The 26,621-nt window shown below is 62.7% G+C and carries 25 protein-coding genes; 12 read left to right on the forward strand and 13 right to left on the reverse strand.

The window, feature by feature from the left end; translation table 11 throughout:
* Positions 1-4 precede the first annotated feature (4 nt).
* Both ACODTZ_RS30250 and ACODTZ_RS30255 read right to left on the reverse strand, forming a co-directional pair.
* On the reverse strand, positions 5-1,054 hold the full coding sequence (locus tag ACODTZ_RS30250; protein ID WP_489030281.1) for an alpha/beta fold hydrolase: 1,050 nt from the start codon (positions 1,052-1,054) through the stop codon (positions 5-7).
* Between the two features lie 150 nt (positions 1,055-1,204).
* A complete protein-coding gene (locus ACODTZ_RS30255) occupies positions 1,205-1,582 on the reverse strand; it encodes a winged helix-turn-helix transcriptional regulator (protein WP_489030282.1) in 378 nt (125 codons plus the stop codon).
* A gap of 59 nt (positions 1,583-1,641) precedes the next feature.
* On the opposite strand from ACODTZ_RS30255, the gene ACODTZ_RS30260 reads away from it, so the two are divergent.
* Genes ACODTZ_RS30260 through ACODTZ_RS30270 form a run of 3 tightly spaced genes read left to right on the forward strand, consistent with a single transcriptional unit; the run spans position 1,642 to position 3,430 of the window.
* Positions 1,642-2,748: an SDR family oxidoreductase gene (locus tag ACODTZ_RS30260; protein ID WP_489030284.1), complete on the forward strand. Its 1,107-nt coding sequence runs from the start codon at positions 1,642-1,644 to the stop codon at positions 2,746-2,748.
* 60 nt (positions 2,749-2,808) lie between these two features.
* Positions 2,809-3,114, forward strand: a complete 306-nt coding sequence (locus tag ACODTZ_RS30265) for a type II toxin-antitoxin system RelE/ParE family toxin (RefSeq protein ID WP_489030286.1) — start codon at positions 2,809-2,811, stop codon at positions 3,112-3,114.
* The gene (locus ACODTZ_RS30270; protein ID WP_489030288.1) at positions 3,107-3,430 is read left to right on the forward strand and encodes an addiction module antidote protein; all 324 of its coding nucleotides are present in this window, start codon (positions 3,107-3,109) and stop codon (positions 3,428-3,430) included. The genes ACODTZ_RS30265 and ACODTZ_RS30270 overlap by 8 nt, the downstream gene beginning before the upstream one ends.
* 92 nt (positions 3,431-3,522) lie before the next feature.
* Here the strand turns inward: ACODTZ_RS30270 and ACODTZ_RS30275 are convergent, their stop codons facing one another.
* Positions 3,523-3,651, reverse strand: coding sequence for a hypothetical protein (locus ACODTZ_RS30275; protein ID WP_489030289.1), 129 nt, complete (start codon positions 3,649-3,651; stop codon positions 3,523-3,525).
* Positions 3,652-3,736: 85 nt separating this feature from the next.
* On the opposite strand from ACODTZ_RS30275, the gene ACODTZ_RS30280 reads away from it, so the two are divergent.
* Positions 3,737-5,338: an inorganic phosphate transporter gene (locus tag ACODTZ_RS30280; protein ID WP_489030291.1), complete on the forward strand. Its 1,602-nt coding sequence runs from the start codon at positions 3,737-3,739 to the stop codon at positions 5,336-5,338.
* A 79-nt stretch (positions 5,339-5,417) separates the two neighbouring features.
* Here the strand turns inward: ACODTZ_RS30280 and xylA are convergent, their stop codons facing one another.
* From xylA to ACODTZ_RS30310, 6 genes are all read right to left on the reverse strand, one after another.
* Positions 5,418-6,728 (reverse strand): xylose isomerase, encoded by a 1,311-nt coding sequence (xylA, locus tag ACODTZ_RS30285; protein ID WP_489030293.1) that lies wholly within the window; start codon positions 6,726-6,728, stop codon positions 5,418-5,420.
* Between the two features lie 217 nt (positions 6,729-6,945).
* Positions 6,946-8,400, reverse strand: a complete 1,455-nt coding sequence (gene xylB, locus ACODTZ_RS30290; protein WP_489030295.1) for a xylulokinase — start codon at positions 8,398-8,400, stop codon at positions 6,946-6,948.
* A gap of 18 nt (positions 8,401-8,418) precedes the next feature.
* The gene (locus tag ACODTZ_RS30295) at positions 8,419-9,444 is read right to left on the reverse strand and encodes a LacI family DNA-binding transcriptional regulator (protein ID WP_489030297.1); all 1,026 of its coding nucleotides are present in this window, start codon (positions 9,442-9,444) and stop codon (positions 8,419-8,421) included.
* 87 nt (positions 9,445-9,531) lie between these two features.
* Positions 9,532-10,527 (reverse strand): alpha/beta fold hydrolase, encoded by a 996-nt coding sequence (locus tag ACODTZ_RS30300; RefSeq protein ID WP_489030299.1) that lies wholly within the window; start codon positions 10,525-10,527, stop codon positions 9,532-9,534.
* 100 nt (positions 10,528-10,627) lie between these two features.
* On the reverse strand, positions 10,628-12,223 hold the full coding sequence (locus ACODTZ_RS30305) for a DHA2 family efflux MFS transporter permease subunit (protein WP_111564930.1): 1,596 nt from the start codon (positions 12,221-12,223) through the stop codon (positions 10,628-10,630).
* A gap of 45 nt (positions 12,224-12,268) precedes the next feature.
* Positions 12,269-13,456 (reverse strand): HlyD family secretion protein, encoded by a 1,188-nt coding sequence (locus tag ACODTZ_RS30310; protein WP_018901985.1) that lies wholly within the window; start codon positions 13,454-13,456, stop codon positions 12,269-12,271.
* Positions 13,457-13,610: 154 nt separating this feature from the next.
* On the opposite strand from ACODTZ_RS30310, the gene ACODTZ_RS30315 reads away from it, so the two are divergent.
* On the forward strand, positions 13,611-14,282 hold the full coding sequence (locus ACODTZ_RS30315) for a TetR/AcrR family transcriptional regulator (RefSeq protein WP_489030301.1): 672 nt from the start codon (positions 13,611-13,613) through the stop codon (positions 14,280-14,282).
* Between the two features lie 204 nt (positions 14,283-14,486).
* On the forward strand, positions 14,487-15,251 hold the full coding sequence (locus ACODTZ_RS30320; RefSeq protein ID WP_047509731.1) for a TerC family protein: 765 nt from the start codon (positions 14,487-14,489) through the stop codon (positions 15,249-15,251).
* A gap of 54 nt (positions 15,252-15,305) precedes the next feature.
* Here the strand turns inward: ACODTZ_RS30320 and ACODTZ_RS30325 are convergent, their stop codons facing one another.
* Positions 15,306-16,232: a phytanoyl-CoA dioxygenase family protein gene (locus ACODTZ_RS30325; protein ID WP_489030304.1), complete on the reverse strand. Its 927-nt coding sequence runs from the start codon at positions 16,230-16,232 to the stop codon at positions 15,306-15,308.
* Positions 16,233-16,324: 92 nt separating this feature from the next.
* Between ACODTZ_RS30325 and ACODTZ_RS30330 the strand changes: the two genes are divergently transcribed.
* Positions 16,325-17,155 carry a helix-turn-helix domain-containing protein gene (locus tag ACODTZ_RS30330; RefSeq protein WP_489030306.1) on the forward strand — a complete coding sequence of 277 codons (831 nt, stop codon included), beginning with the start codon at positions 16,325-16,327 and terminating at the stop codon, positions 17,153-17,155.
* A 5-nt stretch (positions 17,156-17,160) separates the two neighbouring features.
* Here the strand turns inward: ACODTZ_RS30330 and ACODTZ_RS30335 are convergent, their stop codons facing one another.
* Positions 17,161-17,709, reverse strand: a complete 549-nt coding sequence (locus ACODTZ_RS30335) for a glutathione peroxidase (RefSeq protein WP_047509736.1) — start codon at positions 17,707-17,709, stop codon at positions 17,161-17,163.
* A gap of 153 nt (positions 17,710-17,862) precedes the next feature.
* Here ACODTZ_RS30335 and ACODTZ_RS30340 point away from each other — a divergent pair, with 153 nt between their 5' ends.
* Positions 17,863-18,621, forward strand: coding sequence for a bestrophin-like domain (locus ACODTZ_RS30340; RefSeq protein WP_209233849.1), 759 nt, complete (start codon positions 17,863-17,865; stop codon positions 18,619-18,621).
* A 165-nt stretch (positions 18,622-18,786) separates the two neighbouring features.
* Here ACODTZ_RS30340 and ACODTZ_RS30345 read toward each other — a convergent pair whose 3' ends face one another.
* Positions 18,787-19,047, reverse strand: coding sequence for a hypothetical protein (locus ACODTZ_RS30345; RefSeq protein WP_489030309.1), 261 nt, complete (start codon positions 19,045-19,047; stop codon positions 18,787-18,789).
* Between the two features lie 198 nt (positions 19,048-19,245).
* Between ACODTZ_RS30345 and ACODTZ_RS30350 the strand changes: the two genes are divergently transcribed.
* The 3 genes from ACODTZ_RS30350 (at position 19,246) to lysS (ending at position 24,425) form a co-directional block, all read left to right on the forward strand.
* Entirely contained in the window at positions 19,246-21,015 is a 1,770-nt protein-coding gene (locus tag ACODTZ_RS30350) for an SLC13 family permease (RefSeq protein WP_018901994.1), read from the forward strand.
* A gap of 231 nt (positions 21,016-21,246) precedes the next feature.
* Entirely contained in the window at positions 21,247-22,701 is a 1,455-nt protein-coding gene (gltX, locus tag ACODTZ_RS30355; protein WP_112944181.1) for a glutamate--tRNA ligase, read from the forward strand.
* Positions 22,702-22,928: 227 nt separating this feature from the next.
* Positions 22,929-24,425, forward strand: a complete 1,497-nt coding sequence (gene lysS / locus ACODTZ_RS30360; protein WP_489030311.1) for a lysine--tRNA ligase — start codon at positions 22,929-22,931, stop codon at positions 24,423-24,425.
* A gap of 305 nt (positions 24,426-24,730) precedes the next feature.
* On the opposite strand, the gene ACODTZ_RS30365 is transcribed toward lysS, so the two are convergent.
* Entirely contained in the window at positions 24,731-25,441 is a 711-nt protein-coding gene (locus tag ACODTZ_RS30365) for a hypothetical protein (RefSeq protein WP_113009201.1), read from the reverse strand.
* Positions 25,442-25,620: 179 nt separating this feature from the next.
* Here ACODTZ_RS30365 and ACODTZ_RS30370 point away from each other — a divergent pair, with 179 nt between their 5' ends.
* Positions 25,621-26,529, forward strand: a complete 909-nt coding sequence (locus tag ACODTZ_RS30370) for a LysR family transcriptional regulator (RefSeq protein ID WP_018901998.1) — start codon at positions 25,621-25,623, stop codon at positions 26,527-26,529.
* Positions 26,530-26,621 lie beyond the last annotated feature (92 nt).

Below are 26,621 nucleotides of genomic sequence, written 5' to 3' on the forward strand. Positions count from 1 at the left end.
CCACTCACGCAAGTTTATCGGCATCGATGATCGCCTGGACGAAGGCCGCCGGCGCCTCTTGCGGCAGATTGTGACCGATGCCGCCGGTGATCGTCCGATGTTCGTACTTGCCGGTGAACTTCTTGGCGTAGGAGGCAGGATCTGGGTGTGGCGCGCCATTGGCATCGCCTTCCATGGTGATAGCAGGCACGCCGATATCGGGCAGCTTCGCGAGCTTGCGCTCCAGCGCATCATATTTCTTCTCGCCCTGGGCGAGATCGAGCCGCCAGCGATAATTATGGATGGTGATGGCGACATGATCCGGGTTTTCGAAGGCTTTTGCCGTGCGATCGAAGGTTGCGTCGTCGAAGTGCCATTGCGGCGAGGCGAGCGTCCAGATGAGCTTGGCAAAGTCGTGCCTGTTGGCATCATAGCCGGCACGCCCGCGTTCGGTGGCGAAATAGAACTGATACCACCAGGAGAGTTCCGCCTTCGGTGGCAGCGGCTTTTCGTTGATCGCCTGGCTGCCGATCAGGTAGCCGCTGACTGACACCATGGCCTTGCAGCGTTCCGGCCAGAGCGCCGCCATGATATTCGCCGTCCGCCCGCCCCAGTCATACCCGCCGATAACCGCCCGCTCGATCTTCAGCGCATTCATGAAGTCGATCATGTCGACGGCGATCGCCGCCTGCTGTCCGTTGCGCTGTGTCTTCGAAGACAGGAACCGCGTCGTCCCGTAGCCGCGCAGATAGGGAATGAGCACGCGATAGCCGGCATCGGCAAGAACCGGCGCGACATCGACAAAGCTATAGATGTCGTAAGGCCAGCCATGCAGCAACAGCACGGCGGGTCCGGTCGCCGGACCAAGCTCCGCATAGCCGATATCGAGCACCCCGGTCTTGACCTGCTTCAGCGCTGGAAAGGACGTATTCGTGCCCGGCTTGACCGACGCAAGCGCGCTACTTCCCGCTTCCGCCGTCTGCGCACGCACAGTGCCGGCAACGCCGACAGCGGCGGCAGCGAAGGCCGCGGCGCCAAGGAAGCGGCGGCGTTGGTGATTGGTATCATCGGACATGGGGGCCTCTCGATTGTCGGTTGCAGGAGAGCGCGAATGCTCAGCTTGAGAGCTAGCGCGAGCCCCAACGGACCGACAGGCAACCGAGGTATGAAATGGCCTATATGTTGGTATAGAGCGCGGACGCGCCCATACGCGGCAAGGATAGGCTCACGCCTTCTCCGCGCGCCTTTCGGCCAGGCTGTCGAGCGCATCCGCATTGGCCCGCCCCCAGCCGTAGAGCAGCTCGATCGGCTCCACGAACCGCTTGCCGAGCGGCGTCAGCGTGTAATCCACGGCCGGCGGCACCGTCCCATAGACCCGGCGCGTCACCAGCCCGTCCGCCTCCATGTCGCGCAGCGTCTGCGTCAGCATCTTCTTCGATATCCCTGGAAGACTGCGCTGCAGCACGCCGGTACGCGCGCAGCCGTCGAGGCGCGTGTCCAGCACATGCAGGATCATGCTCGTCCATTTGCTGGAGAAGATCTCCAGAACACGGCGCGGCGCGCAATCCTCGCGCCATTCGTGATCGGGTGAGCCGGCTCGCATGTGGTTACCTCAGGGTGTCTATGTCTCGAATGGGTGCCTTCTAGCGACAAACGGTCGAAATGGCTACATCCCGAAAAACAGCCCGAGAGACATCAGGAGACAGGCATTTGAACAAGGCATTGATCGCAGGCGCAAGCGGCATCGTCGGCAGCGCCACGGCGGAACTCTTGAGCGCCAAGGGCTGGCAGGTCTTCGGCCTCGCGCGCAAGCCGCAAGCAGCGCCCGGCGTGCAGCCGCTTGCCGCCGACCTGCTCGATCCAGCATCGCTCAAATCGGCGCTTGCCGATGTCGCCCCCACGCACATCGTCATCTCCACCTGGCTGCGGCAGCCGACGGAAGCGGAGAACATCCGCGTGAATTCGGCCATGGTCCGCAATCTGCTCGATGCCGTCAGGCTCTCGGGCTCGGTGCGCCACGTCGCGCTGGTCACCGGCCTCAAGCACTATCTCGGCCCCTTCGAAGCCTATGGCAAGGGCAGCCTGCCGCAGACGCCGTTTCGCGAGGAGCAGGCCCGTCTCGATATCGACAACTTCTATTACGCGCAGGAAGACGAGGTCTTCGCGGCCGCCGCCCGCGACGGCTTCACCTGGAGCGTCCACCGTCCGCACACGATCGTCGGCAAGGCGGTCGGCAACGCCATGAACATGGGCACCACGCTCGCCGTCTATGCCAGCATCTGCAAGGAAACCGGCCGCCCCTTCCGCTTCCCCGGCGTTGCCGCGCAATGGGAGAGCCTCACCGACATGACCGACGCACGCCTGCTGGCGCGCCACATCGAATGGGCATCGACGACGCCAGCCGCCGCCAACCACGGCTTCAACGTCGTCAACGGCGACGTCTTCCGCTGGAGCTGGATGTGGGGCCGGATCGCCGCGTGGTTCGGCATCGAACCGGTCGCCTTCGATGGCGTGGTCCGCCCGCTGGAACAGCAGATGGCCGAAGACGCCGACCTCTGGCGCGAGATCGCCAAGCGCCACGGCCTCGCCGAGCCTGATCTCAACCACCTGGCCTCGCCCTGGCACACCGACGCCGACCTCGGCCGGCCGATCGAGGTGGTCACCGACATGTCGAAAAGCCGCCGCATGGGCTTCCTCGACTACCAGCCCACCGACGACGCGTTTTTCGACCTGTTCAAGCGGCTAAGGGCGGACCGGTTGATTCCGTAAGGTCCGCCTTCGCCAAACGCGGATCATTGACGAAATGTAGTTTTAAAACTACGATCGCCTGTGTTCGAACTTAGGCAGTCCGAGACCTTTCGAAAATGGCGGGCGCGCTTGAAAGACGAGCGCGCCAGGGCGTTGATCGCTTCACGGCTGGATAGGCTGGCGTTCGGCCATGCCGGCGATGCTGCTCCAGTCGGCGACGGGATCAGCGAACTGAGGATACATTACGGACCAGGCTACCGCATCTACTTCAAACAGGATGGCAAAACGCTGATCATCCTGCTTTGCGGTGGCGACAAAGGCAGCCAGAAGCGCGATATCGCCGAGGCGAAACGGCTGCTCAGCGAATGGAATGAGAACGATGGCTGAGAAATTCACTCACTATGATCCGGCCGATGACCTGACATCGGACGAAGCAATTGCCGTCTTCATCGAGGAAGCGTTCGAGACCGAGGACGCCGGCTATATCGCCCATGCGCTGGGCGTCGTTGCGCGCGCCAAGGGCATGACCCAGATTGCCAGTGAGACGGGGCTCTCCCGCGAGCAGCTCTATCGCTCCTTCAGCGCCGAGGGCAACCCGACGCTGAAGACGACGCTATCCGTCATGAAGGCGCTTGGCATCGGCCTGACGGCAAAAGTGCCGGCGCACGCCGATCGAGAGGCAAAGGCGGCCGTTAAACCGTAAACGCCTCGCGGCACGCCGCAAGCGCCGCCTCGGGATCACCCGAGGCAAACGCTTCCATGCCGAGCGGCCCGGCATTTGATCGGTCGGTCGCGTCAGAACATCTCGGCGCAGCCGGCGAGCTTGAAAGGCGAGCTCATGTGATCCTCCCGATCATGCATGCTGATTTCTATGCGCAATAGAGCCGAGATCGCGGTCAGCCGCAATGCGACATCGCGTGCCATGCCGGCACATGGAATTGACGATTGTCATGAGAGGTTCACGCAGCAGGCATAACTCGAAGGGACGGCTTCTGAGAGAGGAACTGAGATGGCTGACATCACCAACGAGACTATTCACCGGGATCACGAAAACCACCCGCTGCACGGGTCGGCTTCGAAAAAGTGGTTCCTTCCAGCGATCATCCTGCTGCTTGTCGCCGGTCTCGGCTATGTCGGTTACGCGCTCGGGCGCGATCTCACCAGCGTCGCCGCCGTTCCCTGGATCATGCTCGGCTTGGCATTGCTCATCGCGCTCGGCTTCGAATTCGTCAACGGTTTCCACGATACCGCCAACGCCGTAGCCACCGTCATCTACACCCGCTCCATGCCGGCCGAACTCGCCGTCATCTGGTCGGGCTTCTTCAATTTCCTCGGCGTCATGATGTCGAGCGGCGCGGTCGCCTTCGGTATCCTGGCGCTGCTTCCGGTCGAGCTCATCCTGCAGGTCGGCTCCGGTTCCGGCCTCGCCATGGTCTTCGCGCTCTTGATCGCCGCCATCTTGTGGAACCTCGGCACGTGGTATCTCGGCCTGCCGTCGTCGAGCTCGCACACGCTTGTCGGCTCGATCATCGGCGTCGGCCTCGCCAACCAGTTCCTGGCGCCATCAGGCAGCGCCACCAGCGGTGTAGATTGGTCGCAGGCCACCAATATCGGCCTGTCGCTGCTGATCTCGCCGCTGATCGGCTTCGGCCTCTCCGCCGTCCTGCTTCTGGTCATGAAGGTGCTGGTGCGCAACAAGGCGCTCTACGAGGAGCCGAAGGGCAACAACCCGCCGCCTCTCTGGATCCGCGGCCTTTTGATCTTCACCTGCACCGGCGTCAGCTTCGCCCACGGATCGAATGACGGCCAGAAGGGCATGGGCCTGATCATGCTGATCCTGATCGGCCTTGTCCCCACCGCCTTCGCGCTCAACCGCACCCCTGACGTCAACTATCTCGAAGCCTACAAGAGCGCTTCGGCCCAGGTGGAAACCGCGCTCGGCAAATATGTGAAGCCGGGTGCGGCCGCCGGCGATTTCCGCGTCGAGGTGAGCAACGCCGTGAAGAACAAGGTCTGGACGGACGCGACGACGCCGGCACTTCAGCAATTCATCCACGCCACAAGCGCCGAAGTCGCCGCCTTCCCGACGCTGGAGGCCGTGCCCACGCATCTGGTCAGCAACGTCCGCAACGACATCTACCTGATCGGCGAAGCCTTGAAGCTGATCGACAAGCAGAAGCTGCTCGCCATGGAGCCGGCCGACCTGCAGGCGGTGAGCGCCTATCACAAGGCGGTCGACAACGCGACCAAGTTCATCCCGCTATGGGTCAAGATCGCCGTCGCCATCGCGCTCGGCCTCGGCACCATGGTCGGCTGGAAGCGCATCGTCATCACCGTCGGCGAAAAGATCGGCAAGACCCACCTGACCTATGGCCAGGGGGCAGCCGCCGAAGTCGTCGCCATGGTCACCATCGGCGCCGCCGACCATCTCGGCCTGCCGGTTTCAACCACCCACGTGCTCTCGTCGGGCGTCGCCGGCACGATGGCCGCGAACGGCTCCGGCCTGCAATGGTCGACGGTGCGCAACATGCTGATGGCCTGGATCCTGACGCTACCCGCCTCCATCGCCATCGCCTTCGTGCTCTTCATCATCCTGCGCCAGGTGTTCTGAGGCGTGAGCCGATAGCGCAATTGAAAAAGCCGGGAAGCGAATGCTCCCCGGCCTTTTTGTTTCAGCAATCCGCTGCCGATCAGACGTAGCGGTTGACGACGTTTTCGAGCAGTTCCTGCTGGCCGGACTTCGGCTGCGGGTTGATATCCTCGCTCTCGACGCGCGCCGTGATCTGCTCCAGCGAATATTCGCCGCGCAGCATCTTCTGGCTTTCGGCCGAATCCCAGCCAGCATAGCGGTTGGCGAGCGGCTGCGACAGCGCCTTGTCCTCGATCATCTTGGCGGCAGCCTTCAGACCACGGGCGCAGCAATCCATGCCGCCGATGTGACCGATCAGGAGGTCGGCCGGATCGAGCGACTGGCGGCGCAGCTTGGCGTCGAAGTTGGTGCCGCCGGAGGTGAACCCGCCGCCTGCCAGAACCTGGTAATAGGCCAGCGCCATTTCCGGAACGTTGTTCGGGAACTGGTCGGTATCCCAACCGGACTGATAGTCGTTGCGGTTCATGTCGATCGAACCGAAGATGCCGAGCGCATTGGCGAGCGCCAGCTCGTGCTCGAAGGAATGGCCGGCGAGGATCGCGTGGCCCTGCTCGATGTTGAGCTTCACTTCGTTTTCGAGGCCGTTCTTCTTCAGGAAGCCGTAAACGGTGGCGACGTCGTAGTCGTACTGGTGCTTGGTCGGCTCCTGCGGCTTCGGCTCGATCAGGATCTGGCCCTTGAAGCCGATCTTGTGCTTGTACTCGACCACGAGGTTGAGGAAGCGGCCCATCTGGTCGAGCTCGCGCTTGAGGTCGGTGTTGAGCAGCGTCTCATAGCCTTCGCGACCGCCCCACAGAACGTAGTTCTCGCCGCCGAGCTTCATCGTCGCGTCCATGCAGGTCTTTACGGTCGCGGCGGAGAAAGCGAAGACATCGGGATCGGGATTGGTTGCCGCACCCGACATGAAGCGGCGGTTGGAGAAGAGGTTCGCCGTGCCCCAGAGCAGCTTGGTGCCGGTGGCAGCCTGCTTCTCGGCGAAGTAATCGACGATCTCGTTGAGGTTCTTGGTGTTCTCGGCGAAGTTCTTGCCCTCGGGGCGCACATCGGCGTCGTGGAAGCAGTAATAGGGCGCGCCGAGCAGCGAGAAGAATTCGAAAGCCACATCGGCCTTCAGCTTCGCAGCCTTCATCGTGTCTTCGAACCACGGACGCAGGAAGGTCTGACCGCCGAAGGGATCGCCGCCCGGCCATGTGAACGTGTGCCAGTAGGCAACGGCGAAACGCAGATGGTCTTCCATCCGCTTGCCGAGAACGATCTCGTCGGGCTGGTAATAGCGGAAGGCCAGCGGATTGGTGCTGTCCGGGCCTTCATACTTGATCTTCTGGATATCGCCGAAAAATCCGGTGCTCATGGGGTACTCCTCCTTGGGTGTGGTTCGATGGTGATGGTGTTCCGTGGAGCCTGTGGCTTAAGACCCCCTCTGCCTGCCGGCATCTCCCCCACAAGGGGGGAGAAAGCTGGTGGCACCGCCCCTCACCTCGGAAGGCGGGCGCGCGGGGCACGAAGCCCCTCCCCCTTGTGGGGAGGGGTTGGGGAGGGGTCTTTCGACACCTCCCAGTAAGATCTGCTCAATGCGCCAAAGCCTTGATCGCCGGATAAAGCGCACGATAGCGGCCATAAGCCTCCTCATACGCCCCGCTCAGCGCAGCAACCGGCTCGATCGTCCCATCCGTTGCCGGCGGCGTGCATACCGCGACCGGGTCAGCGCCAGTCGCCGCAATCAGGCCAAGCCGCGCGGCGCCGAAGGCAGCGCCGAAGTCGCCGTCGGCGGGCAGGTCGACGGGGACGCCGAGTGCTGTGGCGATCGAGGCCAGCCAGTAGCGCGAGCGCGAGCCGCCGCCGATGGCGGTGACGCGGGCGATATCGGTGCCGGCCGAGCGCAGCGCCTCGAGATTGTCGCGGATCGCAAAAGACACGCCTTCGAGAACCGCCTGGGTCAGCACCACGCGGCTGCTCTCATGCTCGAGCCCGATGAAGGCGCCGCGGATGACGGCGTCGTTGTGCGGCGTGCGCTCGCCGGAGAGATAGGGAAGGAAGGTGACGCCGGATGGCGCCTTCAGCGTTTCGCCAAGCTCGGCGGTCAGTTCCGCCGCCGACTTGGACGTCACATGCGAGTGCCAGTTCAGCGCGTCGGTGGCCGAGAGAATGACGCCCATCTGGTGCCAGGTGTTGGGCAGCGCGTGGCAGAAGGCGTGAACGGCACTCTCCGGCTTGGGAAGATAGGAACCGTTGGCGGCAAAAAGCACGCCCGAGGTGCCGAGCGACACGAAGGCCGCGCCATGGCTGACGGTGCCCATGCCGCAGGCGGATGCCGCGTTGTCGCCCGCCCCGCCGGCAACGACGACGGAACCGGTGATGCCCCACTGCGAGGCGAGCTCGCCGCGCAGCTTGCCGCCCTCTTCCGTGCCTTCGACCAGCGTTGGCATATGCTTTTCATCGAGACCGGTGGCGGCCAAGAGCTCGGATGACCAATTGCGCTTGCCGGTGTCGAGCCAGGAGGTGCCAGCCGAATCCGACATTTCGGAAATGTGCTCGCCGGTCAGCCACAGGCGCAGATAATCCTTCGGCAGCAGCACCTTCGCGACCTTGGCGAAAATCTCCGGCTCGTGCTTGGCGACCCAGGCAAGCTTCGGCGCGGTGAAGCCGGGGAAAACGATGTTGCCGGTGAGCTTGCGGAACTTCGGATCGGCATCGAGCGCTGCCGCCTCAAGATAGCTGCGCGTGTCGTTCCAGAGAATGCAGGGACGCAGCACCTTGTCGTCGGCATCAAGCAGCGTCGCGCCGTGCATCTGGCCGGAGAGGCCGATGCCCTTGACGGCCGCAAGCTCCTTCGGATGCTTCGCCTTCAGCCCAGCGATCGCCTCCTCGGTGGCGCGCACCCAGTGCGACGGCTCCTGCTCCGACCATCCGTGATGCGGACGCGACACGTCGAGCGAACCGTTGGCCGAGCCGATGATCTTCTGATCGCCATCGATCAGCATGGCTTTGACGCCGGAGGTTCCGAGATCGAGACCCAGATACATGTGTTTCTCCCTTTGCCGTTACGGCAGATTGTCTTTCAGAAAGATATCGAGACGGATGCGCTCCTGCGCGTCGATGACCGAGAGCCCATCGGCCTTGGCCTTCAACACGCGGATGGCGCTGCGCACCTCGTGGCCCGCATCTTGGTTCAAGATTGCGTCGATCGTACCGTCGAGAAGGGCCGTGCGCGTATGATCCGTCAGCTCATGCGCGATGACGGTGAGCGCCCGGTCGACGGATTTCTCCTTCAGCGCCCGGATCAGGCTGCGGTTGCCGGCGCCGAGGCTGTAGACGCCGATGATGCCGTCGCGCTTCGACAGCGCATCCGAAACCCGCATATGCGCCATATCAGGATCGTCGCGCCCCTCGATAACGGGCAGGATGGAGAGACCGGGAAACTCTTCCGCCATGACGGCCGCAAAACCCTCCAGCCGCTCGCGATGGTCGCGCACCAGCATGGAGCCGGCGAGAACCGCGACATCGCCCTTGGCACCACCGAGAAAACGGCCGAGCAGCCGCGCCGCCGTGCGACCGGCCGCGATATTGTCGACGCCGGCATAATGATGGCGCAGCGAACCGGTGAGATCGGAGACCACGGTGACGACGGGAATGCCATCCTGCACCAGCCGGTCGACGGCATCGCGAACCTCGGGCGCATCGGTCGCGACCAGGGCCACGCCGGCGGGCCGCTCGCTGCGCAGCGTATCGAGTGCAGCGGCAAGGGCCGTAGGGTCGAAGGCCGGAACCTCGACGGTGCGGATATCCGTGCGCTCCACCGGCGAGCGCGCAACGGCGGCCATCACCTCGGCGTTCAGCCCGTGCATGAAGGAATTGTCGCTGGCGGGGACGATGAACACGAACGAATAGGTCCGCCCCTTCGCGAGATTGGCGGCGGCGACGTCGCGCACATAACCGATCTCGCGAATGGCGGTTTCGACCTTCTCCCGCGTCACGTGCCGAACGCCCGGGCGCTGGTTCAGCACCCGATCGACAGTCGCAAGGCTGACGCCCGCAGCTGCGGCAATGTCGTGAACCGTAGGTCTCATCGCTCCTCCTGACGAGACCTTTAGCGCCATTTCTGATGTACGTAAATCAGATTTTTCGGCGACGTGTTTTGCGTATTGAAATGACTGCTATTTTTCGTGATCCTTGGCGATCTCTGCTTCGAGCCTGGCTGCCGCACGCTTCAGATCACGCGGCCTGCCGGCGATGCTTTCGATCGCCGCCACCGCCACATCCCGCGCGATGTAATCCGACTTGTGGCCCATGTTATGGATCATCAGCAGCCGTGCGCCCTTGATGGCGCGGGCAAGATGGCGCGCGTGGATATCAGGCGAGACGACGCTGTCGGTATCGCCGGAAATGATCACCGTCGGCGCATGGATGCGACCATAGCGCGGCGAATTGCGCTTCGTCCATTCCAGGAGATTGGCGACATCGATGGCGTTGTCGCGGAACGCCTTCGGCCCAAGCGCCTGCAGCGCCCGCGTCTCCTTGATGTAGCCGGGCGGCCGAGGATTGGGCGCGAAAACCGAGCGCGTGGCGCTGTCGATCATCGCAAGCCCCACCGGCGGCACGACGATGGCGCTGAACAGCGCGCCCGTCACCGGCACCTTCGCGGCATCGTAATACCAGGCGATACCACCCGGCCAGGGGTAGACGGCGGGCGACAGAAAGACGAGGCCGAGCACCCGGTCGGGATGCCGGAGCGCGAAGCTCGCCGCCACCGCGCCGCCGAAGGAATGGCTGACGATGATCGCCTTGTTGATACCGCGTTTCGTCATGACATCAGCGATGGCATCGGCCTGCCCGTCGGGCAATGCATTCTCCGGACGGCCGCGATCCGAGCGCCCGTGGCCGGGACGATCGACAAACAGGAGATCGGCGCGCCCTTCCAGCCGATCTCGAAACGAAAACACCGGATCGTGGAGATTGGCGCTGGCACCGTGGATGAACACGATCGGTGGCAGATCCGGCCGCCGCGCTTTGAGATAAAGACTGTTCATCCTGTAGCCGCCGACATCGATGCGTGCCTCGTCGGCGGATGGATTGGCGGCAAACACATGGTTCACGGCGACGGACAGCATAAGCGTGAGGAGTACAACGAATCTGGCGGAAGCTTTGAACATGAAGCGCGGTCGATCCCGATGATATCATCGCATATACGCGAAAACGCCGGCTTTGGTTTCCCAAGCCGGCGCCAGAATTCGTCAATGCTGTCGTGAACCGTCAGTGGCCGCCGCCACCCCCGCCACCACCTTGCGGCGGCGCCGGCTTGTCGATCAGCACGATGCCGAAGATCATCGCCACGAAAAGTCCGGTGAGGATGACGAAGATATCGCTGAACGACATCACCATCGCCTGCTTCGTCACCAGCCCGACCATCTGCTTGATCGCAACCGCCGCACCATCCATGCCATAGGTGTCGAATTTCGACGCCATGTTGTTGATCTGGTCGCTCGCCACGGGGTTGCCCCAGTCCAGATGCTCGCGGATGCGCTGGTAGTGCACGTCCTGGCGGTTCGTCAGCACGGTGTTGATGACCGCGAGACCGACGGCGCCACCGAGGTTACGCGTCAGGTTGAACAGGCCCGAAGCGCCGCGCATGCGCGCCGGCGGCATCGTGCCGAGCGCGATATTGTTGATCGGCACCATACACATCATCAGGCCGAAGCCGCGCAGGATCTGCGGGATGAACAGCTCGTAGAAGTCCCAATCCGTGGTCACGCCGGTCATGATCCAGGTGCCGGCGGCGAAACTCGCGAAGCCGAGCACCATCATCATGCGCAGGTCCATCTTGGTCGACAGCTTGCCCGCGATCGGCGCCGTGAAGAACATGGCGAGACCGGAAACGAACATGGTCTCGCCGATCATCAGCGAATCGTAGCCTCGGATGCGCCCAAGATAGAGCGGGTAGATGTAGGTCAGGCCGTAGAGACCGATACCCATGACAAAGGAGAACAGCGAGCCGACCGCGAAGTTTCGGTTGCTGAAAGCTCTGAGATCGACAACAGGGAAATCCACCTTGAAGGCGCGATAGAAGAAGATCACGCAGCCGATGGCCGATGCGATGGCGCCGAGAAGGATGTTGCGATCGTTGAACCAGTCGTTCGAGTTGCCCTCTTCGAGCACATATTCAAGCGCGCCGAGGAAGACGCCCATCGAGACCAGGCCCCACCAGTCGAACTTCTTGAACAGCGAGAATTCCGGCTTGTCGAAATCGATGAAATTCCAGGTGACGATCGTGACGATGATGCCGGGAATGATGTTGACGAGGAACAGCCAGTGCCAGGAGAAGGCATGGCTGAGGTAACCACCGACCGTCGGGCCAATGGTCGGCGCCAGCGTCGCGATCAGGCCGATGATCGGCGAGACGATGCTGCGCTTGGAGGGCGGGAAGATGGTGAAGGCAGCCGCGAACACCGACGGGATCATGCCGCCGCCGATGAAGCCCTGGATCGCGCGATAGACGATCATCTGGTCGATATTCGTCGCGGTGGCGCAAAGCGCGCTGGCGGCCGTGAAGCCGGCGGCCGAGAAGGCGAACAGATAGCGCGTCGAGATGATACGCGCGAGCGTACCCGACAGCGGAATCATGATGACTTCCGCGATCAGGTATGACGTCTGCACCCAGCCGATTTCATCCGTGCCGGCGCTGAGGCCGGCCTGGATTTCGGCCAGCGACGCCGACACGATCTGAATGTCCAGGATGGACATGAACATCCCCACCACCATCGCGAAGAACGCGATGAGCTTGCGGGGGTCCATGGTGTCGGCGGCTGCCGGCGCGGCCGGCATCGATCCTGCTGTTGTGCTCGCGGCCATCGGCCTACCTCGTCTATTACGTGGCCAAGTTAAACGCTAAGCGCCTTACTTGGCGGCATCCGGCGCCGTGCGCGTGTCGACGTCGACAACGACGCTGAGGCCGGCGCGCAGGCGACCCGTATCGAGCGCGTCCTGCGGCAGGGCGATGCGAACCGGTACGCGCTGGATGATCTTGGTGAAGTTGCCCGTCGCGTTTTCAGGCGGCAGCAGCGAGAACACCGAGCCCGATGCCGGCGAGATCGATTCCACCGTGCCGACGATCGCATGATCGTCATAGGCGTCGACATGGACATTGACCTTGGAGCCCGGAACCAGATGCTGGATCTGCGTTTCCTTGAAATTCGCGTCGATATAGAGCTGGCGGACCGGAACAAGCGCCATCAGACGCTGACCGGGCGAAACCAGATCGCCTTCCTGAACCGAGCGGTTGCCGACGACGCCGTCATAAGGCGCCTTGAGAACCGTGAAGGACAGGTCGCGCGCGGCCTTGTCGCGGGCAAGTTCGAGCTGGCGGATCGTGCCTTCGGCTTCGCGGCGCTGTGCGTGCAGCAGCGTCACATTGGCTTCCGCCGATGCGATCGCGGCGTCGCCGCCGACGAGGTTTGCCTTTGCCTGATCGAGCGCGATGTTGGCGGTGTCGAGCGATGCGGTGGTGCCGACCGACTTCGCCTGCAGCTCGCTGGCGCGGGTCTGGGTGATCTGCGCACCGCGAACGGTGGCATCGAGCGCAACCTTCTGCGCCTTGGCCTGGTCGAGGCTAGCCTCGCCGCCGGCAATCTGCGCGTCGATGCGCTGCAGCGAAAGCTTCTCGGTGTCGAGCGAGGCCTGCGCCTGTTCCAGCGCCAGCTTGTAGTCGCCGTCATCAAGCGTCGCCAGCGTATCGCCGACCTTGACCTGCTGGTTGGCGACGACGTTCACCTTGGCGACGTAGCCGGTAACCTTGGGAGAGATCGTTGCGATATCACCTTCGATATAGGCGTCATCTGTCGAGATCATGAAGCGACCAACCGTGAACCACTGGTAGCCGAAATAGGCGGCACCCGCGAGAAGAGCCAGCCCGAGGATCGGGAGCACGGGGCTGCGCTTCTTTTTCTTCTGCTCAGGTGCCGTCTCGACTGGAGCGGCCACGGTCTGCGGCGTGCGCGGGGCTTCCGCGGTGACGGCTTCCTGAGCCTCACCTTCGGCAGGCTTGCTGACAATCCTGGTGACATTGGCGTTCTGGCTAGACGACATGAGAGAATACCGGTAAATCGAGTAAAACTGATCGAACTGAACGGTTCGGTTTAGTTGACATAGAGCCTTTTTACGTTCATATCAAGATGTATCGAACCACCCGGTTCGATTTTGTTAACGAAACATTCGCATGTGCGAATATGGTTAAGGAGCTATGACAGACTTTTCCGACGTGTCAGTGGAGGAATCGGCATCTGCAGGAGGCAGATGGGCTGCGGGTGAAGACCCCGCAAAACGCAAACAGATTCTCGACGGCGCCCGCCGCGCGTTCATGAAGTACGGCTTCGATGCCGCCAGCATGAACGACATCACGCGCGAGGCCGGCGTTTCGAAGGGTACGCTCTACGTATACTTCGCCAACAAGGAAGAGCTGTTCGCCGCGATGATCGAGAGCGAACGCGCCGCCTTCGTTGCCGCGATGCGCACCACCCTTGCCGAGCGCGAGGACGTGGAAGCCGGTCTCCATGATTTCGGCATGGATTTCATCGCCCATATGACCGACGAGAAGGTCATCAGCGCCATGCGCACCGTGCTCGGTGTTCGCGACCGTATGCCGGCGCTTTGTCAGCGTTTTTTCAACGGCCCGGAAAACCTGCGCACCATCCTGCGCGACTATCTCATTCGCTATGTCGAAGCCGGCCAGCTCGATATATCAGACATCGAACTTGCGGCCGCCCAGTTCCTCGATCTCTCCAGCGGCAGCTTCTTCAAGTTCCGCCTGTTTGGCAGCATGGAAAAGCCGCCGTCGAAGGAAGAAACGGAGCGCGTCATCAATGGCGCCGTGCGCATGTTCATGGCGACCTATGGGGTCTCCAACAAGCGCTGACATCCAGCATCAGGACCGTTCCGGCACAGGAGCGGTCCCCGCGCACTCCGCCTGGCTGACCGCGGCCACGGAATAAAACCCCGCCGACTTTCGTATACTCCCTTGCGCGCTTTCCAAGACTTGGCTGGCAAGACGTACTTGCTAAGCAAAGACGCGCGATTACATTCGAGCGACCGCTAATGTGGCGCAAAGGGATATACATAGATGCAAGACATCATGATGCTCGTGCAGGACCCGGCCGCCTGGGTGGCCCTCGTCACCCTGGTGGTGATGGAAGTGGTCCTCGGGATCGACAATCTCATCTTCATTTCCATTCTCACCAACAAGCTTCCACCTGAAACCCGCGAAAAGGCCCGCAAGCTCGGTATCGGCCTGGCTCTGATCATGCGCCTGGCGCTGCTCGGCACCGTCGCCTGGATCGTCAAGCTGACGACGCCGGTCTTCGAAGTCTTCGGCCACGGCTTCTCCTGGAAGGACATGATCCTGATCGCCGGCGGTCTCTTCCTGCTCTGGAAGGCGACCAAGGAAATCCACCACACCGTGGACCCTGTCGACCACGAGAACGACGCGGCGTCGGCTGCTGTCGTCGCGAGCTTCACCGCCGTCATCGGCCAGATCCTGGTTCTCGACCTGGTCTTCTCCGTCGACAGCATCATCACCGCCGTCGGCATGACGCCGCACCTGCCGATCATGGTGATCGCGGTCATCGCAGCCGTCACTGTCATGCTGGTTGCCGCGACCCCGCTTGCCAACTTCATCGAGAAGAACCCGACCATCGTCATGCTGGCGCTCGGCTTCCTGATGATGATCGGCATGACGCTGATCGCCGAAGGCATGGGCTTCCACGTCCCCAAGGGCTACGTCTACGCCGCCATGGCCTTCTCCGCCCTCGTCGAGGTGCTCAATATGCTGGCCCGCAACGCCAAGAAGAAAAAGCGCGGCGGCACCAGCAAGGAAACCTTGCACTAAAAACGAAACGGGCGCGGCCACCAGGCCGCGCCCGTTTCGCATCAAAGCCGTCGTTCAGAGCATGTCGCCGAGCGTCCAGTGGTTCGCCCAGCGCGCATCGATCTCGTCCTCGACATTTTGAAAGCGGATATCGGTCGAAAGCCGGATCAGATGTTCAGCGCTGCGATTGGTGGTCGCCGCGTGGATCATGTAGGGGCTGTGCAGCACCACATCGCCCGCCTCGTAATCGGCGATCAGCCAGCGCGTATCGAAGCGCTCGGCCATTCCAGGCAAATCCTTGGACACCCAGCCGCCCTCGCTCATGTTCCTGTTATAGGCGCTGATCCGCTCTTCCGCGCTCAACTCAACGCTCTTCTCGGCAAACTCCACCTCCATCCGCTTGCCGATCGCATGCGAGCCCTCGAGATAAACCAGTCCGCCCATATCGACAGGCGTATCGCCGAGCGGGATCCAGGCCGTGACGATCCGGCTAGTTCCGCCGCGCAGATAGACGAGATCGTAATGCGCGGGCGTTGCCGTCGGCGTGCCGGGCCGGGTAAAGCGCATGATCTTGCGCTTGTGCAGATAGGAGATGCCGGAAAGGAATTCGTCCATGAACCGCGTCAACCGAGGCTGCGCGCAAAACCCCTCGTAAGCCGCCGAGCGCACCAGCGCCATCAGGATGCGGTCGGCCAGCTGCTTCTCGGGCTCGGCGCCAGAGACCAGCCCGAGCGCCGGGTCTGACCCCGCCTCGATCAGGCCGGACCGCGCCAGATGCGAAAACACCCATCCGCGAAACGCCAGCACGTCATCCCGCTTCAGGAACCCCTTCAGCCAGACATAGCCGTCCCGCTCGTATCGCTCGCGGATCGCTTCAAGCCCGATATCGGGATCCGTCGCCTCCAGCCGCCCCATGCGGTTCGGCGCGGTCGACAGGCGCTTGCCGTCGGCAAACAGCTCGATCGCCGGCGCGTCACGGGATTGAACAGCAAGACTTGACATTTCGATCACCTCCCAAGCGAATATCGTAATGCTTTATCGCCTGCACTGGAGAGGAAGACCATGGACGGAAGAACGGGCTGGACTTTTCGCTCATGAATGATGCTACGATCGCCCTCTATCGCTCGCCTCCATCAGGCGCCACGAGCCTGGCCGTGACAGGCTTCGGCCGCCAGCGCGTCACCAGTCGGCTGGAGAACCGTCGATTGCCGACGCATGCCGTCGTGATGGTGGAACGCGGGCATGGATGGCTGCATAGCGACAAGGCGGGAACGATCGAGATATCAGGACCGGCGCTCTTCTGGCTGCCGACCGGGACGGTGCACGGCTATGGCCCCGATCCGGGCGAAAGCTGGGACGAGCGCTGGGCGCTGTTTTCAGGCACCCTCGCCGACGAATGGCTCCGCCAGCGCCTGATCGACGAGGCAGCGCCGATGGTGCCGCTCGAAAACCCGCGCGAGATGCGACACCTCTTCACCACGCTGCAGGACGAGTTCACCGAAGACAACCCGCTCGGCCTCGCCGCGTCGGCCGCGACGCTTTACCGGATCGTCGTCGAAGCCGCCCGCCAGGCATCCCGCAGGAAAGCAGGCGCCAAGACGGATGCAACGATCGAGAAGGTGGTGGAAGCGCTGGAACAGCGGGCGTTCGAGCAGGTCGACATGACCGCCCTCGCCTCGGAATTCGGCCTATCGCCGGCGACGCTGCGGCGCCGCTTCGCGGCCGCGACCGGGCTTTCGCCCAAGGCCTTCCAGCTGCGCCTGCGCATCGATCATGCCAAGCAGCTGCTGACGACGTCGGACCTTGCGATCGAGGCGATCGCGAGCACGATCGGCCTCGACGACGCCTTTTATTTCTCGCGGCTGTTCCAGGATCGCGAACGGTGCTCGCCGAGCGAATTTCGCCGCCGGCACCGTCGCGCCTGAACCGATCAGCCGGCTGCCAGTTCCTTGTCGATCGCCTGCACAAGTCGCTGGTCGTCGGCGGTCACATCGGGCGCGAAGCGGGCGACGACCTTGCCGTCGCGGCCGATCAGGAACTTCTCGAAATTCCAGAGAACGCCGGTGTCGCCCTCGACGGCGAGACCAAAGCCGCTCAGCTTTTCGCGCATCGGTCCTTCGCCCGTGCTCGGCAGGTCCAACCCCGTCAGCAGCTTGTAAAGCGGATGCTGATCGTCGCCCTTCACCGAGATCTTCGAGAAGATCGGGAATTTGACGTCGTAGGTCAGCGTGCAGAACTCGACGATCTCCGCATCGGTGCCCGGCTCCTGGCCCTTGAAGTTGTTGGCCGGGAAGGCGGCGATCACCAAGCCGCGTTCGCGCTTGTCCTCGTAGAGCTTCTCCAGCCCTTCATACTGTGCCGTCAGGCCGCATTTCGAGGCGACGTTGACGACAAGCACAACCTTGCCCTTGTATTCGTTCAATGTGGTCTCGCGCCCATCGGCAAGCTTTACCGGCACGCTCAAAACATCGGTCATCATCAATCTCCAATATGAAATACCGCCGCGGAAGCTATACCCGCACGCAGGTTTGTCCAGCGCGGAAAATCGCCCGCTGGCAAAATCGCCCAAACCATCTAATTTTGAGGGGAAAGGCGCGGGCACCATCTGGGGGATCGGGCGGGGATGATCGGGATGTCTCGGGAAGTGTTTTTGGCAGCCTTTATCTGCGCCTGCCTGATCGCAGCTTCGATCGGCACCATGCTCAGCTATCACAGGCTGCCGAGCCACCACCGACAGGAGGAGACCAACGCCGTCGTGCGCCTGGTGGCCAATATCTTCGTCGTCATGACCTCGCTGGTCTTCAGTCTGATGATCAACTCGGCGAAGAATACCTTCGAGGGCATCGACAGCAACGTCCACAGCTTCGCCACCGAGATCATTCTCTTCGACCAGACGCTTCGAACCTACGGGCTGGAAGCCAACGAGACCAAGCGGCGGCTTTTCACCTACGTGGAGATTGCGCTCGGCAACGTCCCGCCATCCAGCGACCCGCTGGTGAAAGGCGACCCCGCCGCCGAGTTCGCATTGAACGAGGTCGGAAACAGCCTGGCGCTGCTCACCCCTGATGATCCCGGCCATATCGCGCTCCTGAACAATGCCCGCCAGCAATACCAGCGCATCGTCGAGCAGCGCTGGGTCCTCGTCGAGCAATCCGAAGGCGTTATCCCGAGGCCGCTGATCGCCATGCTCGCGACATGGCTGATCCTGATCTTCGCGAGCTTCGGCTACCGCGCGCCGAAGAACATCATCGTCGTCTCGATGTTCGTCATCGCCGCCGTCCTGATCTCGGCCTCGATCTATCTGGTGCTCGACATGGATATCCCCTTCAGCGGTCTCATCCAGATTTCCGACCTGCCGCTGCGCCGCGCGCTGGCCGAACTTCAACGCTGACGACCAAATGCGGAACCATATCGCTGCTTGATCGGTTTGGTCCGTATGAAGAGCACAGAAAAGAAAGCCCGCCGCGGCATGACGCGGTTCGTCGCCATCATCTTCACCGTCGCCGTGGTCATGGCCATGGTCTATTATTTCGGCTTCACCCCCGGATCGGCCTGATTATTTAGCCGGCTTGAAGGTCCACTTCACGACATAGTCGCCGTTGCGCTTGGTCTTGATCTTCGTCTTGACCCTGACGGGACCGCCGATCGCCGCTTCCGCCGCCTCGAATGCCTGGCGGGCCTGCGCCATCGCGTCGTGATAGCTCGAGTTGTCGCGTCGCGGGCTGTCCGCGATCGCCTTCAGGAGCGCGAGCGTATCGGGCGCCCTTTCATCCGGACGCTTGTTGCCCGCAGCGCCCTTGCGCGTCTCATTGCCCATGCTCACTCCTCGGCGATACGATCCGCCCATCAGCGTCCATATACCGACCGCGACCGAAATCTCAATGCGAACTACCCCAGGCGCCGCATGCCCTCACGAATTTTGCACGCCCTAAGCCATTGAAGTGCATCGCGCTCGGCACAGTTATCCGCGAAGGCCGGGAAATCTCCCGGCTTCCGATCCAGTTCCCGGAAACGCATGACAACACAGCAGATTCTCGCCTTCGGCGTCATTGGCCTGATGATGGCGGTCTTCATCTGGGACCGCTTTCGCTACGATCTCGTCGCCTGCTGCGCGCTGGTGCTGGCGATTGCGGTCGGCCTCGTGCCCTTCGATAAGGCCTTCTCCGGCTTCAGCGACGATATCGTCATCATCGTCGGCAGCGCGCTCGTCGTCAGCGCCGGCGTCGCCCGCTCGGGCATCGTCGATACCGCGATCAAGCGCTTCTTTCCCAATCTCGATACGCTGCATACCCAGTTGGCCCTGCTGCTCATCGTCGTCGCCGTCCTCTCCGCCTTCATCAAGAACATCGGCGCCTTGGCGATCATGATCCCCGTCGCCTTCCAGTTCGCCCGCAAGAGCGGCAAGTCGCCCTCGCTCTATCTGATGCCGATGAGCTTCGCGGCTTTGCTCGGTGGCCTGATGACGCAGATCGGCACCTCGCCCAACATCGTCGTCTCGCGCCTGCGCGGCGAGATCACCGGCACGCCCTTCACCATGTTCGACTTCACCCCCGTCGGCGCCACGCTGGCGCTGGTTGGCGTCGTCTTCCTGATCTTCTTCCACTGGCTGGTCCCTGAGCGAAAGAATGAGAACCCCTCGCTCGAGGAAGCGCTCGACGCCAAGGCCTACTTCTCCGAAGCCACGGTGGCAGAGGAATCGACCGTCGAGGGCAAGCCGCTCAGCGATCTCATCAAGCTCGGCGACGGCGACGCCGTGGCGACCGCCATCCTGCGCGGCCACACCCGCCTCTCGCCCTTCCCCGATGTGGAACTCAGAAACGGCGACACGCTGCTGCTGGAAGGCAGCCCAGACGCGCTCGACCGCATCGTCTCCAATGCCAAGCTGAAACTCTCGGGCAAGCCGATCGCCGATCCCGCCGAGCGCAACGACCTCATCTCGATCGAGGCGATCGTCGCCTCGGAATCGCAGCTGGTCGGCTGGTCGGCACGGCAGCTGTCGCTGTCGAACCGCCGCAGCGTCAACCTGCTCGCCGTCTCCCGCAAGGGCCACCGGCTGAACGAGCGCCTGAGCGAAGTTCGCCTGCGCGCCGGCGACGTGCTGGTGCTGCAGGGCAACCGCCGCAACCTGCCCGCCTTCCTGCAGGAATTCGCCTGCCTGCCGCTTGCCCAGCGCGACATCATGCTCGGCACCTCGCGCCGCGCCTATCTGCCGCTTTTGATCCTGCTCGCCGCCATGGCCGCCACCGCCACCGGCGTCGTGCCCGTCGCCACCTCCTTCTTCTGCGCGGCGCTCGCCATGGTCGTCTTCCGCGTCATCCCGCTGGTCGATGTCTACAAGGCGCTCGACGCCCCGATCCTGATCATGCTCGCGACGCTCATCCCGGTCTCCGATACATTGAGGACGACAGGAGGAAGCGAACTGATCGCCGGTTGGCTCGGCCATCTCGCAGCCCAGATGCCGCATTACGGCGCGCTGGCGCTGATTCTGATCACCGCCATGGCCGTCACGCCCTTCCTCAATAACGCCGCCACCGTTCTCGTCATGGCGCCCATTGCCGCGAGCTTCGCCCAGACCCTCGGCTACAAGCCCGACGCCTTCCTGATGGCGGTGGCGATCGGTGCCGGCTGCGATTTCCTGACCCCGATCGGCCACCAGTGCAACACGCTGGTCTTCGGTCCCGGCGGCTATCGCTTCAGCGATTACCCCCGCCTCGGCCTGCCGCTCTCCTTCCTGATCATCCTCGTCAGCGTGCCGCTGCTGCTCTGGGTATGGCCGGTTACCTGAGACGTGACCAGATGGGCGTGCCGGACTGGCGCAACCGACGGCACGGGCGGCATTTTCCTTGACGTGTGCAGCCGAATATGGCCTTAAAGCCAGCCAAACGGACAATTGGCCGGGCAAGCGGGCGAAATGCCCTTTTCCGGCCGGTTTCCTGATCCAGTTATCTGCATTCTTCAGGCCGAGCGTTGCTTTCCCTCAGAAAGCCGTCCGGCATTTATTTGACGGGCACATAAAATGACAGCTTCCGGCGTCCGCGTCCGCATTGCTCCCTCGCCAACCGGCGAGCCGCATGTCGGCACCGCATACATCGCACTCTTCAACTATCTCTTCGCCAAGAAGCACGGCGGCGAGTTCATCCTGCGTATCGAAGACACCGATGCCACGCGCTCGACGCCCGAATTCGAGACCAAGGTGCTCGACGCGCTGAAGTGGTGCGGCCTGGAATGGTCGGAAGGCCCCGATATCGGCGGCCCCTACGGCCCCTACCGCCAGTCCGACCGCAAGGAGATGTACCAGCCCTACGCCCAGGAACTGCTGGACAAGGGCCATGCCTTCCGCTGCTTCTGCACGCCCGAGCGCCTGACCGAAATGCGCGAGGCCCAGCGCGCCTCCGGCAAGCCGCCGAAGTATGACGGTCTCTGCCTGAAGTATTCCGCCGAGGAAGTCTCCGCCAAGCTGGCATCGGGCGAAAGCTCCGTCATCCGCATGAAGATCCCGACCGAGGGTTCCTGCGACTTCACCGACGGCGTCTATGGCGACGTCTCGATCCCGTGGGATTCGGTCGACATGCAGGTCCTGATCAAGGGCGACGGCATGCCGACCTATCACATGGCAAACGTCATCGACGACCATCTGATGAAGATCACCCACGTCGCGCGCGGCGAGGAGTGGCTGGCATCGGTGCCCAAGCACATCCTGCTCTATCGCTATTTCGAGTGGGAGCAGCCTGTCTTCATGCATCTCTCGCTGATGAGAAATGCAGACAAGTCGAAGCTGTCGAAGCGCAAGAACCCGACCTCGATCAGCTATTACTCCGCGCTCGGCTACATTCCGGAAGCGCTGATGAACTTCCTCGGCCTGTTCTTCGTGCAGATCGCCGAAGGCGAAGAACTGCTCGACATCGAGGAACTGGCCGGCAAGTTCGACCCGGAAAACCTCTCCAAGGCCGGCGCCATCTTCGACATTCAGAAGCTCGACTGGCTGAACGGCCGGTGGATCCGCGAGAAGATGTCGGAAGAAGAGTTCCAGAGCCGCGTTCTCACCTGGGCGATGGAAAACGATCGCCTGAAGGCCGGCATGGCGCTGTCGCAGTCGCGCATTTCCAAGCTCGGCGAACTGCCGGAGCTGATGGGCTTCCTCCTGAAGTCGGACCTCAACCTCGATCCGTCCGCCTTCGCCAAGATCAAGTCGCCGCCGGAAGAGATCCTCGAGATCCTCAACACGGTGCAGCCGGATCTGGAAAAGATCCTTGAGTGGAACGTCGAATCCATCGAAGCCGAGCTGCGCGCCATCGGCGACCGCATGGGCAAGAAGCTCAAGGTCATCGTCGCCCCGCTCTTCGTCGCCGTCTCCGGCTCGTCGCGCTCGCTGCCGCTGTTTGACAGTATGGCCATCCTCGGCCGCTCGGTCGTCCGCCAGCGCCTGAAACTGGCCGCCCAGGCCGTGGCCTCGCTGGTGGGACCGAAGTAATTTGACAAGAAAGTGCCGGCGTTAACGTCGGCATTCTGAAGTACCCCCCTCTGCCCTGCCGGGCATCTCCCCCACAAGTGGGGAGATCGACCAGCGGTCCGGCCTACGCCAAACAATGAGCGTAGGCGATCGGGTGAGCCCAGCCGATCTCCCCCCTTGTGGGGGAGATGTCCGGCAGGACAGAGGGGGGTAACCGCAACGAACACAGCCCGAAAAAGGCCGACAAGATGACCGAAAAGACCGAAACCGCCACCCTCTCCTCCGACGCGACTGAGGTTCGCGCCCAGAAGCTGAAGCTGCTGCGCGAAAAGATCGGCGACGTCTATCCGGCGCATTTCCACCGCACCATCACCAATGCCGAGCTGGCCGAGAAGTACAAGGATCTGGAATCCGACATCGAGACGACTGACGTCGTCACCGTCGCCGGCCGTGTCTATTCCTCGCGCAATTCCGGCATGTTCATGGATATCCATGACGCCGGCGGCAAGATCCAGATCTTCAGCCACAAGGACGTGACGCCCGAGGCCGCCCGCGAGATGCTCGCCATGATCGACATCGGCGACATTATCGGCGTGACCGGCACCGTGCGGCGCACCAAGCGCGGCGAACTGTCGATCAACGCGCAAGAGATCACCATGCTCACCAAGTCGCTTCTCCCCATGCCGGAGAAGTGGAACGGCATCGCCGATATCGAGATCCGCTATCGCAAGCGCCACCTCGACATCATGAGCAACGACGAATCCAAGCTCCGCTTCCAGCAGCGCTCGAAGATCCTTTCCGGCATCCGCCGCTTCATGGAAGACGACGGCTTCATGGAAGTCGAGACGCCGATGCTGCACTCGGTCTACGGCGGCGCGACGGCCGATCCGTTCAAGACGCACCACAACACGCTGAAGCAGGACATGTACCTGCGCATCGCGCCCGAGCTTTTCCTGAAGCGCACGCTGGTGTCGGGCCTCACCGACAAGGTCTTCGAGATCAACCGCAACTTCCGCAACGAGGGCGTGTCCACAAGGCACAATCCCGAGTTCACCATGATGGAGTGCTACTGGGCCTATGCCGACTACGAGGACATCATGGACCTCGTCGAGCGCCTGTTCGAAAAGCTGGCGTTGCAGGTTCACGGCACCACCGAATTCCCCTTCGGCGACAAGCAGATCTCCTTTAAGGGTCCGTTCAAGCGCGTCCCCATGCCTGACGCGGTCAAGGAAGCGACCGGTATCGACTTCCTCGCCATGAAGACCGACGAGGAAGCCCGCACGGCCGCCAAGGCCGCCGGCTTCGAGGTCGAGAAGGACTGGACCTGGGGCGAATGCCTCGCCTTCATCTTCGAGGAGAAGGTCGAAGGCACGCTGATCCAGCCGAGCCACGTCACCCACTTCCCGAAGGACATCTCGCCCTTCGCCAAGGAAGTGCCGGGCGAGCCGCGCCTCGTCGAGCGTTTCGAGACCTATTGCAATGCCTGGGAACTGGGCAACGCCTTCTCGGAACTCAACGATCCGGAAGAACAGCGCCGCCGCATGGTCGAGCAGCTCGAGCAGGCCCATGCCCGCGGCGAGAAGGACAAGCAGCTGGACGACGAATTCCTCGACGCCATCGACCAGGGCATGCCGCCCGCAGGCGGCCTCGGCATCGGCGTCGATCGCCTGACCATGCTCTTGACCAACGCCCCCTCGATCCGCGACGTCATCCTCTTCCCGGCCCGCAAGGCCAAGGCTGACTAAGGCTGGTTACAAACACGCAAAAGGCGGCCGCCCGAGAGGGTTGGCCGCCTTTTTGTTTGGCTGCACTGATAGCGCCTCTCCCACCACCCTCATTCCTGTGCTTGTCACAGGAATCCAGCCGACGCGCGTCCGCGCGGCGAAGAGAGTCTATTGCGATCAAGGACTTGATCGCGCTGGATCCCTGTGACATCGCCCGGACGAAGTCTGGGCACAGGGATGAGGGAGATTGTGGGGACCGCGCTCGCTAACTCAATAGCGTCGCGTCAGGCTGAAAAGCTCTGTACCCGCGCACCGCAAGCAACCACTCAGTGCCCGCCTGAAGGCGCCGCCGCCGGGGCTGCCTCACCTTCGGCCGGTGCAGCTCCGTGTCCTCCCTCGGCCGGCTTCGCGCCCTCGCCCTTGGCGGCCGGCTTGCCCTCACCGCCCTCGGTCGCGGCCACCGCGATCGGGTCGATGCAATCGGACACGTCCTTGAACGACGCGTTGAGCGTGGTGATCTCGTCCTCGGGCAGGTCGACGCGCTCGCCGAAAAACAGGCCGTTGGCCGCAGCCGTCCCGTCGTAGTAGCGCGCGGTGTAGGTCTTGTTGCCCTCGATGCTTTCAACGATCGGATCGGGATGCGGGATATAGACGACGTCGGCACCGATCGCCCGGCCGCGAATATCGGAGCGCAGCGTCGGTCCGTTGGCGTCGAGCACCACGACCTGCACCAGATCCGGCTTCTGCGCGTCGTAGACGGCTTTCGCTACCCTCAGCGCCGTCTTGACGCGGGTCATGCCGTCGGTCGGTTCGGTCTTGATATACTTGCGAATCCAGACCCGCTTCTGCTTCTTGATGGTGACGAGATTGACGTCGGTGCACGCGGCGCCGTTCACGGTCTCCGCGGGAGGACCGAGCAGGGTGTCCTTGCCGATATACAGCGCTGCGCCGCCGGAAACGCCCCCAAGAAGGGCAATTCCGCCGATGATCAGCACCAATTTCCGGGAAGGCCGGAAGATGCGCAGTAAGGCCTTCACGCCAACTGCTCCGCCATCAAGTCACTCCAACGCAATAAACTGGTGTGGACGCTAGAGAAATGACGTTTCGGAATACTTAAATGCGGGCAAGAAGTTTGTGCCACAAAGAGACTTATCCCAAAAAAGGTCCAGCATGGTGCACGCTTGCAATGGCCTCGGGCGCCATGCTCTAACATGCCATGGCCTTCACGCTTCGCCAGATTCAATACTTCATCGCAGTGGCCGAGCAGGGCTCGATCACGCGGGCCGCGCAGAACCTGTCGATCTCGCAATCCTCGGTTACGGAAGCACTAAAGGAGCTGGAGACCGACCTCGGCGTCGAGCTCTTCGACCGCCATCCGCGCGGGCTGACGATCACCCATAACGGCCACCAGTTCCTGCGCCATGCCACCAAGATCCTGGCCAGCGTCTCCGATGCCCGCGCCAGCTTTTCCGGCACCAGCAACCAGCCCTCGGGCACGCTCAACATCGGCGTCACATCCCTGGTCGCCGGCTATGTGCTCTCCGACCTGCTCGCCCGCTACCGCCGCGCCTGCCCCGGCGTCGAGGTCTCGGCCATCGAGGACAATGGCGGCTATCTGGAACATCTGCTGGTCGGCGGCGAGCTCGATGTCGCCGTCATGGTCATCTCCAACCTGCGCGACCGCATGGCGCTGCAGGCCGAGATCCTGGAAACCTCGCCCTATCGCCTCTGGCTGCCCATGGGCCATCCGCTTGTGTCCGCCGACATCATCTCGATCGCCGATATCGCCCGCGAACCGCTGATCATGCTGACCGTCGACGAAATCGAGGAGAACACCGGCAAGCTCCTGTCGGCACTCGGCGCCCGCCCCCACGTCGCCTTCCGCACTCGATCCGTCGAAGCGGTGCGCAGCCTGGTCGCGACAGGCGCCGGCGTGGCGCTGCTGCCCGATCTCGTCTACCGCCCCTGGTCGCTGGAAGGCGACCGTATCGAAAGCCGCGATGTCTCGGGCTCGCTTCCGGTCGTGCAGGTCGGCATGGTCTGGCGCAAGGGTTCCAGCCTGCCGCAGGCCGCAAGGGATTTCGTCGGCATCGCCGAGGCCATGCGCTCAGGACGACCACGCTAAATCCTAGCGCACGCAACCACCTATCGGAATTTCCGATATCGCCATTCTGATAAATGAATTTGCGAAAGCGGCTTTTTCGCGTCACCTTTTCT

The sequence above is a fragment of the Rhizobium sp. FG113 genome (genome assembly GCF_057809895.1).

What these genes read in the sequence shown, in the direction of transcription:
- ACODTZ_RS30250 (WP_489030281.1), bottom strand. Translation starts at nt 1,054, where the DNA reads ATGTCCGATGATACCAATCACCAACGCCGCCGCTTCCTTGGCGCCGCG.
- ACODTZ_RS30255 (WP_489030282.1), bottom strand. Translation starts at nt 1,582, where the DNA reads ATGCGAGCCGGCTCACCCGATCACGAATGGCGCGAGGATTGCGCGCCG.
- ACODTZ_RS30260 (WP_489030284.1), top strand. Translation starts at nt 1,642, where the DNA reads ATGGCTACATCCCGAAAAACAGCCCGAGAGACATCAGGAGACAGGCAT.
- ACODTZ_RS30270 (WP_489030288.1), top strand. Translation starts at nt 3,107, where the DNA reads ATGGCTGAGAAATTCACTCACTATGATCCGGCCGATGACCTGACATCG.
- ACODTZ_RS30275 (WP_489030289.1), bottom strand. Translation starts at nt 3,651, where the DNA reads ATGGCACGCGATGTCGCATTGCGGCTGACCGCGATCTCGGCTCTATTG.
- ACODTZ_RS30280 (WP_489030291.1), top strand. Translation starts at nt 3,737, where the DNA reads ATGGCTGACATCACCAACGAGACTATTCACCGGGATCACGAAAACCAC.
- xylA (WP_489030293.1), bottom strand. Translation starts at nt 6,728, where the DNA reads ATGAGCACCGGATTTTTCGGCGATATCCAGAAGATCAAGTATGAAGGC.
- xylB (WP_489030295.1), bottom strand. Translation starts at nt 8,400, where the DNA reads ATGTATCTGGGTCTCGATCTCGGAACCTCCGGCGTCAAAGCCATGCTG.
- ACODTZ_RS30295 (WP_489030297.1), bottom strand. Translation starts at nt 9,444, where the DNA reads ATGAGACCTACGGTTCACGACATTGCCGCAGCTGCGGGCGTCAGCCTT.
- ACODTZ_RS30300 (WP_489030299.1), bottom strand. Translation starts at nt 10,527, where the DNA reads ATGTTCAAAGCTTCCGCCAGATTCGTTGTACTCCTCACGCTTATGCTG.
- ACODTZ_RS30305 (WP_111564930.1), bottom strand. Translation starts at nt 12,223, where the DNA reads ATGGCCGCGAGCACAACAGCAGGATCGATGCCGGCCGCGCCGGCAGCC.
- ACODTZ_RS30310 (WP_018901985.1), bottom strand. Translation starts at nt 13,456, where the DNA reads ATGTCGTCTAGCCAGAACGCCAATGTCACCAGGATTGTCAGCAAGCCT.
- ACODTZ_RS30315 (WP_489030301.1), top strand. Translation starts at nt 13,611, where the DNA reads ATGACAGACTTTTCCGACGTGTCAGTGGAGGAATCGGCATCTGCAGGA.
- ACODTZ_RS30320 (WP_047509731.1), top strand. Translation starts at nt 14,487, where the DNA reads ATGCAAGACATCATGATGCTCGTGCAGGACCCGGCCGCCTGGGTGGCC.
- ACODTZ_RS30325 (WP_489030304.1), bottom strand. Translation starts at nt 16,232, where the DNA reads ATGTCAAGTCTTGCTGTTCAATCCCGTGACGCGCCGGCGATCGAGCTG.
- ACODTZ_RS30330 (WP_489030306.1), top strand. Translation starts at nt 16,325, where the DNA reads ATGAATGATGCTACGATCGCCCTCTATCGCTCGCCTCCATCAGGCGCC.
- ACODTZ_RS30335 (WP_047509736.1), bottom strand. Translation starts at nt 17,709, where the DNA reads ATGATGACCGATGTTTTGAGCGTGCCGGTAAAGCTTGCCGATGGGCGC.
- ACODTZ_RS30340 (WP_209233849.1), top strand. Translation starts at nt 17,863, where the DNA reads ATGTCTCGGGAAGTGTTTTTGGCAGCCTTTATCTGCGCCTGCCTGATC.
- ACODTZ_RS30345 (WP_489030309.1), bottom strand. Translation starts at nt 19,047, where the DNA reads ATGGGCAATGAGACGCGCAAGGGCGCTGCGGGCAACAAGCGTCCGGAT.
- ACODTZ_RS30350 (WP_018901994.1), top strand. Translation starts at nt 19,246, where the DNA reads ATGACAACACAGCAGATTCTCGCCTTCGGCGTCATTGGCCTGATGATG.
- gltX (WP_112944181.1), top strand. Translation starts at nt 21,247, where the DNA reads ATGACAGCTTCCGGCGTCCGCGTCCGCATTGCTCCCTCGCCAACCGGC.
- lysS (WP_489030311.1), top strand. Translation starts at nt 22,929, where the DNA reads ATGACCGAAAAGACCGAAACCGCCACCCTCTCCTCCGACGCGACTGAG.
- ACODTZ_RS30370 (WP_018901998.1), top strand. Translation starts at nt 25,621, where the DNA reads ATGGCCTTCACGCTTCGCCAGATTCAATACTTCATCGCAGTGGCCGAG.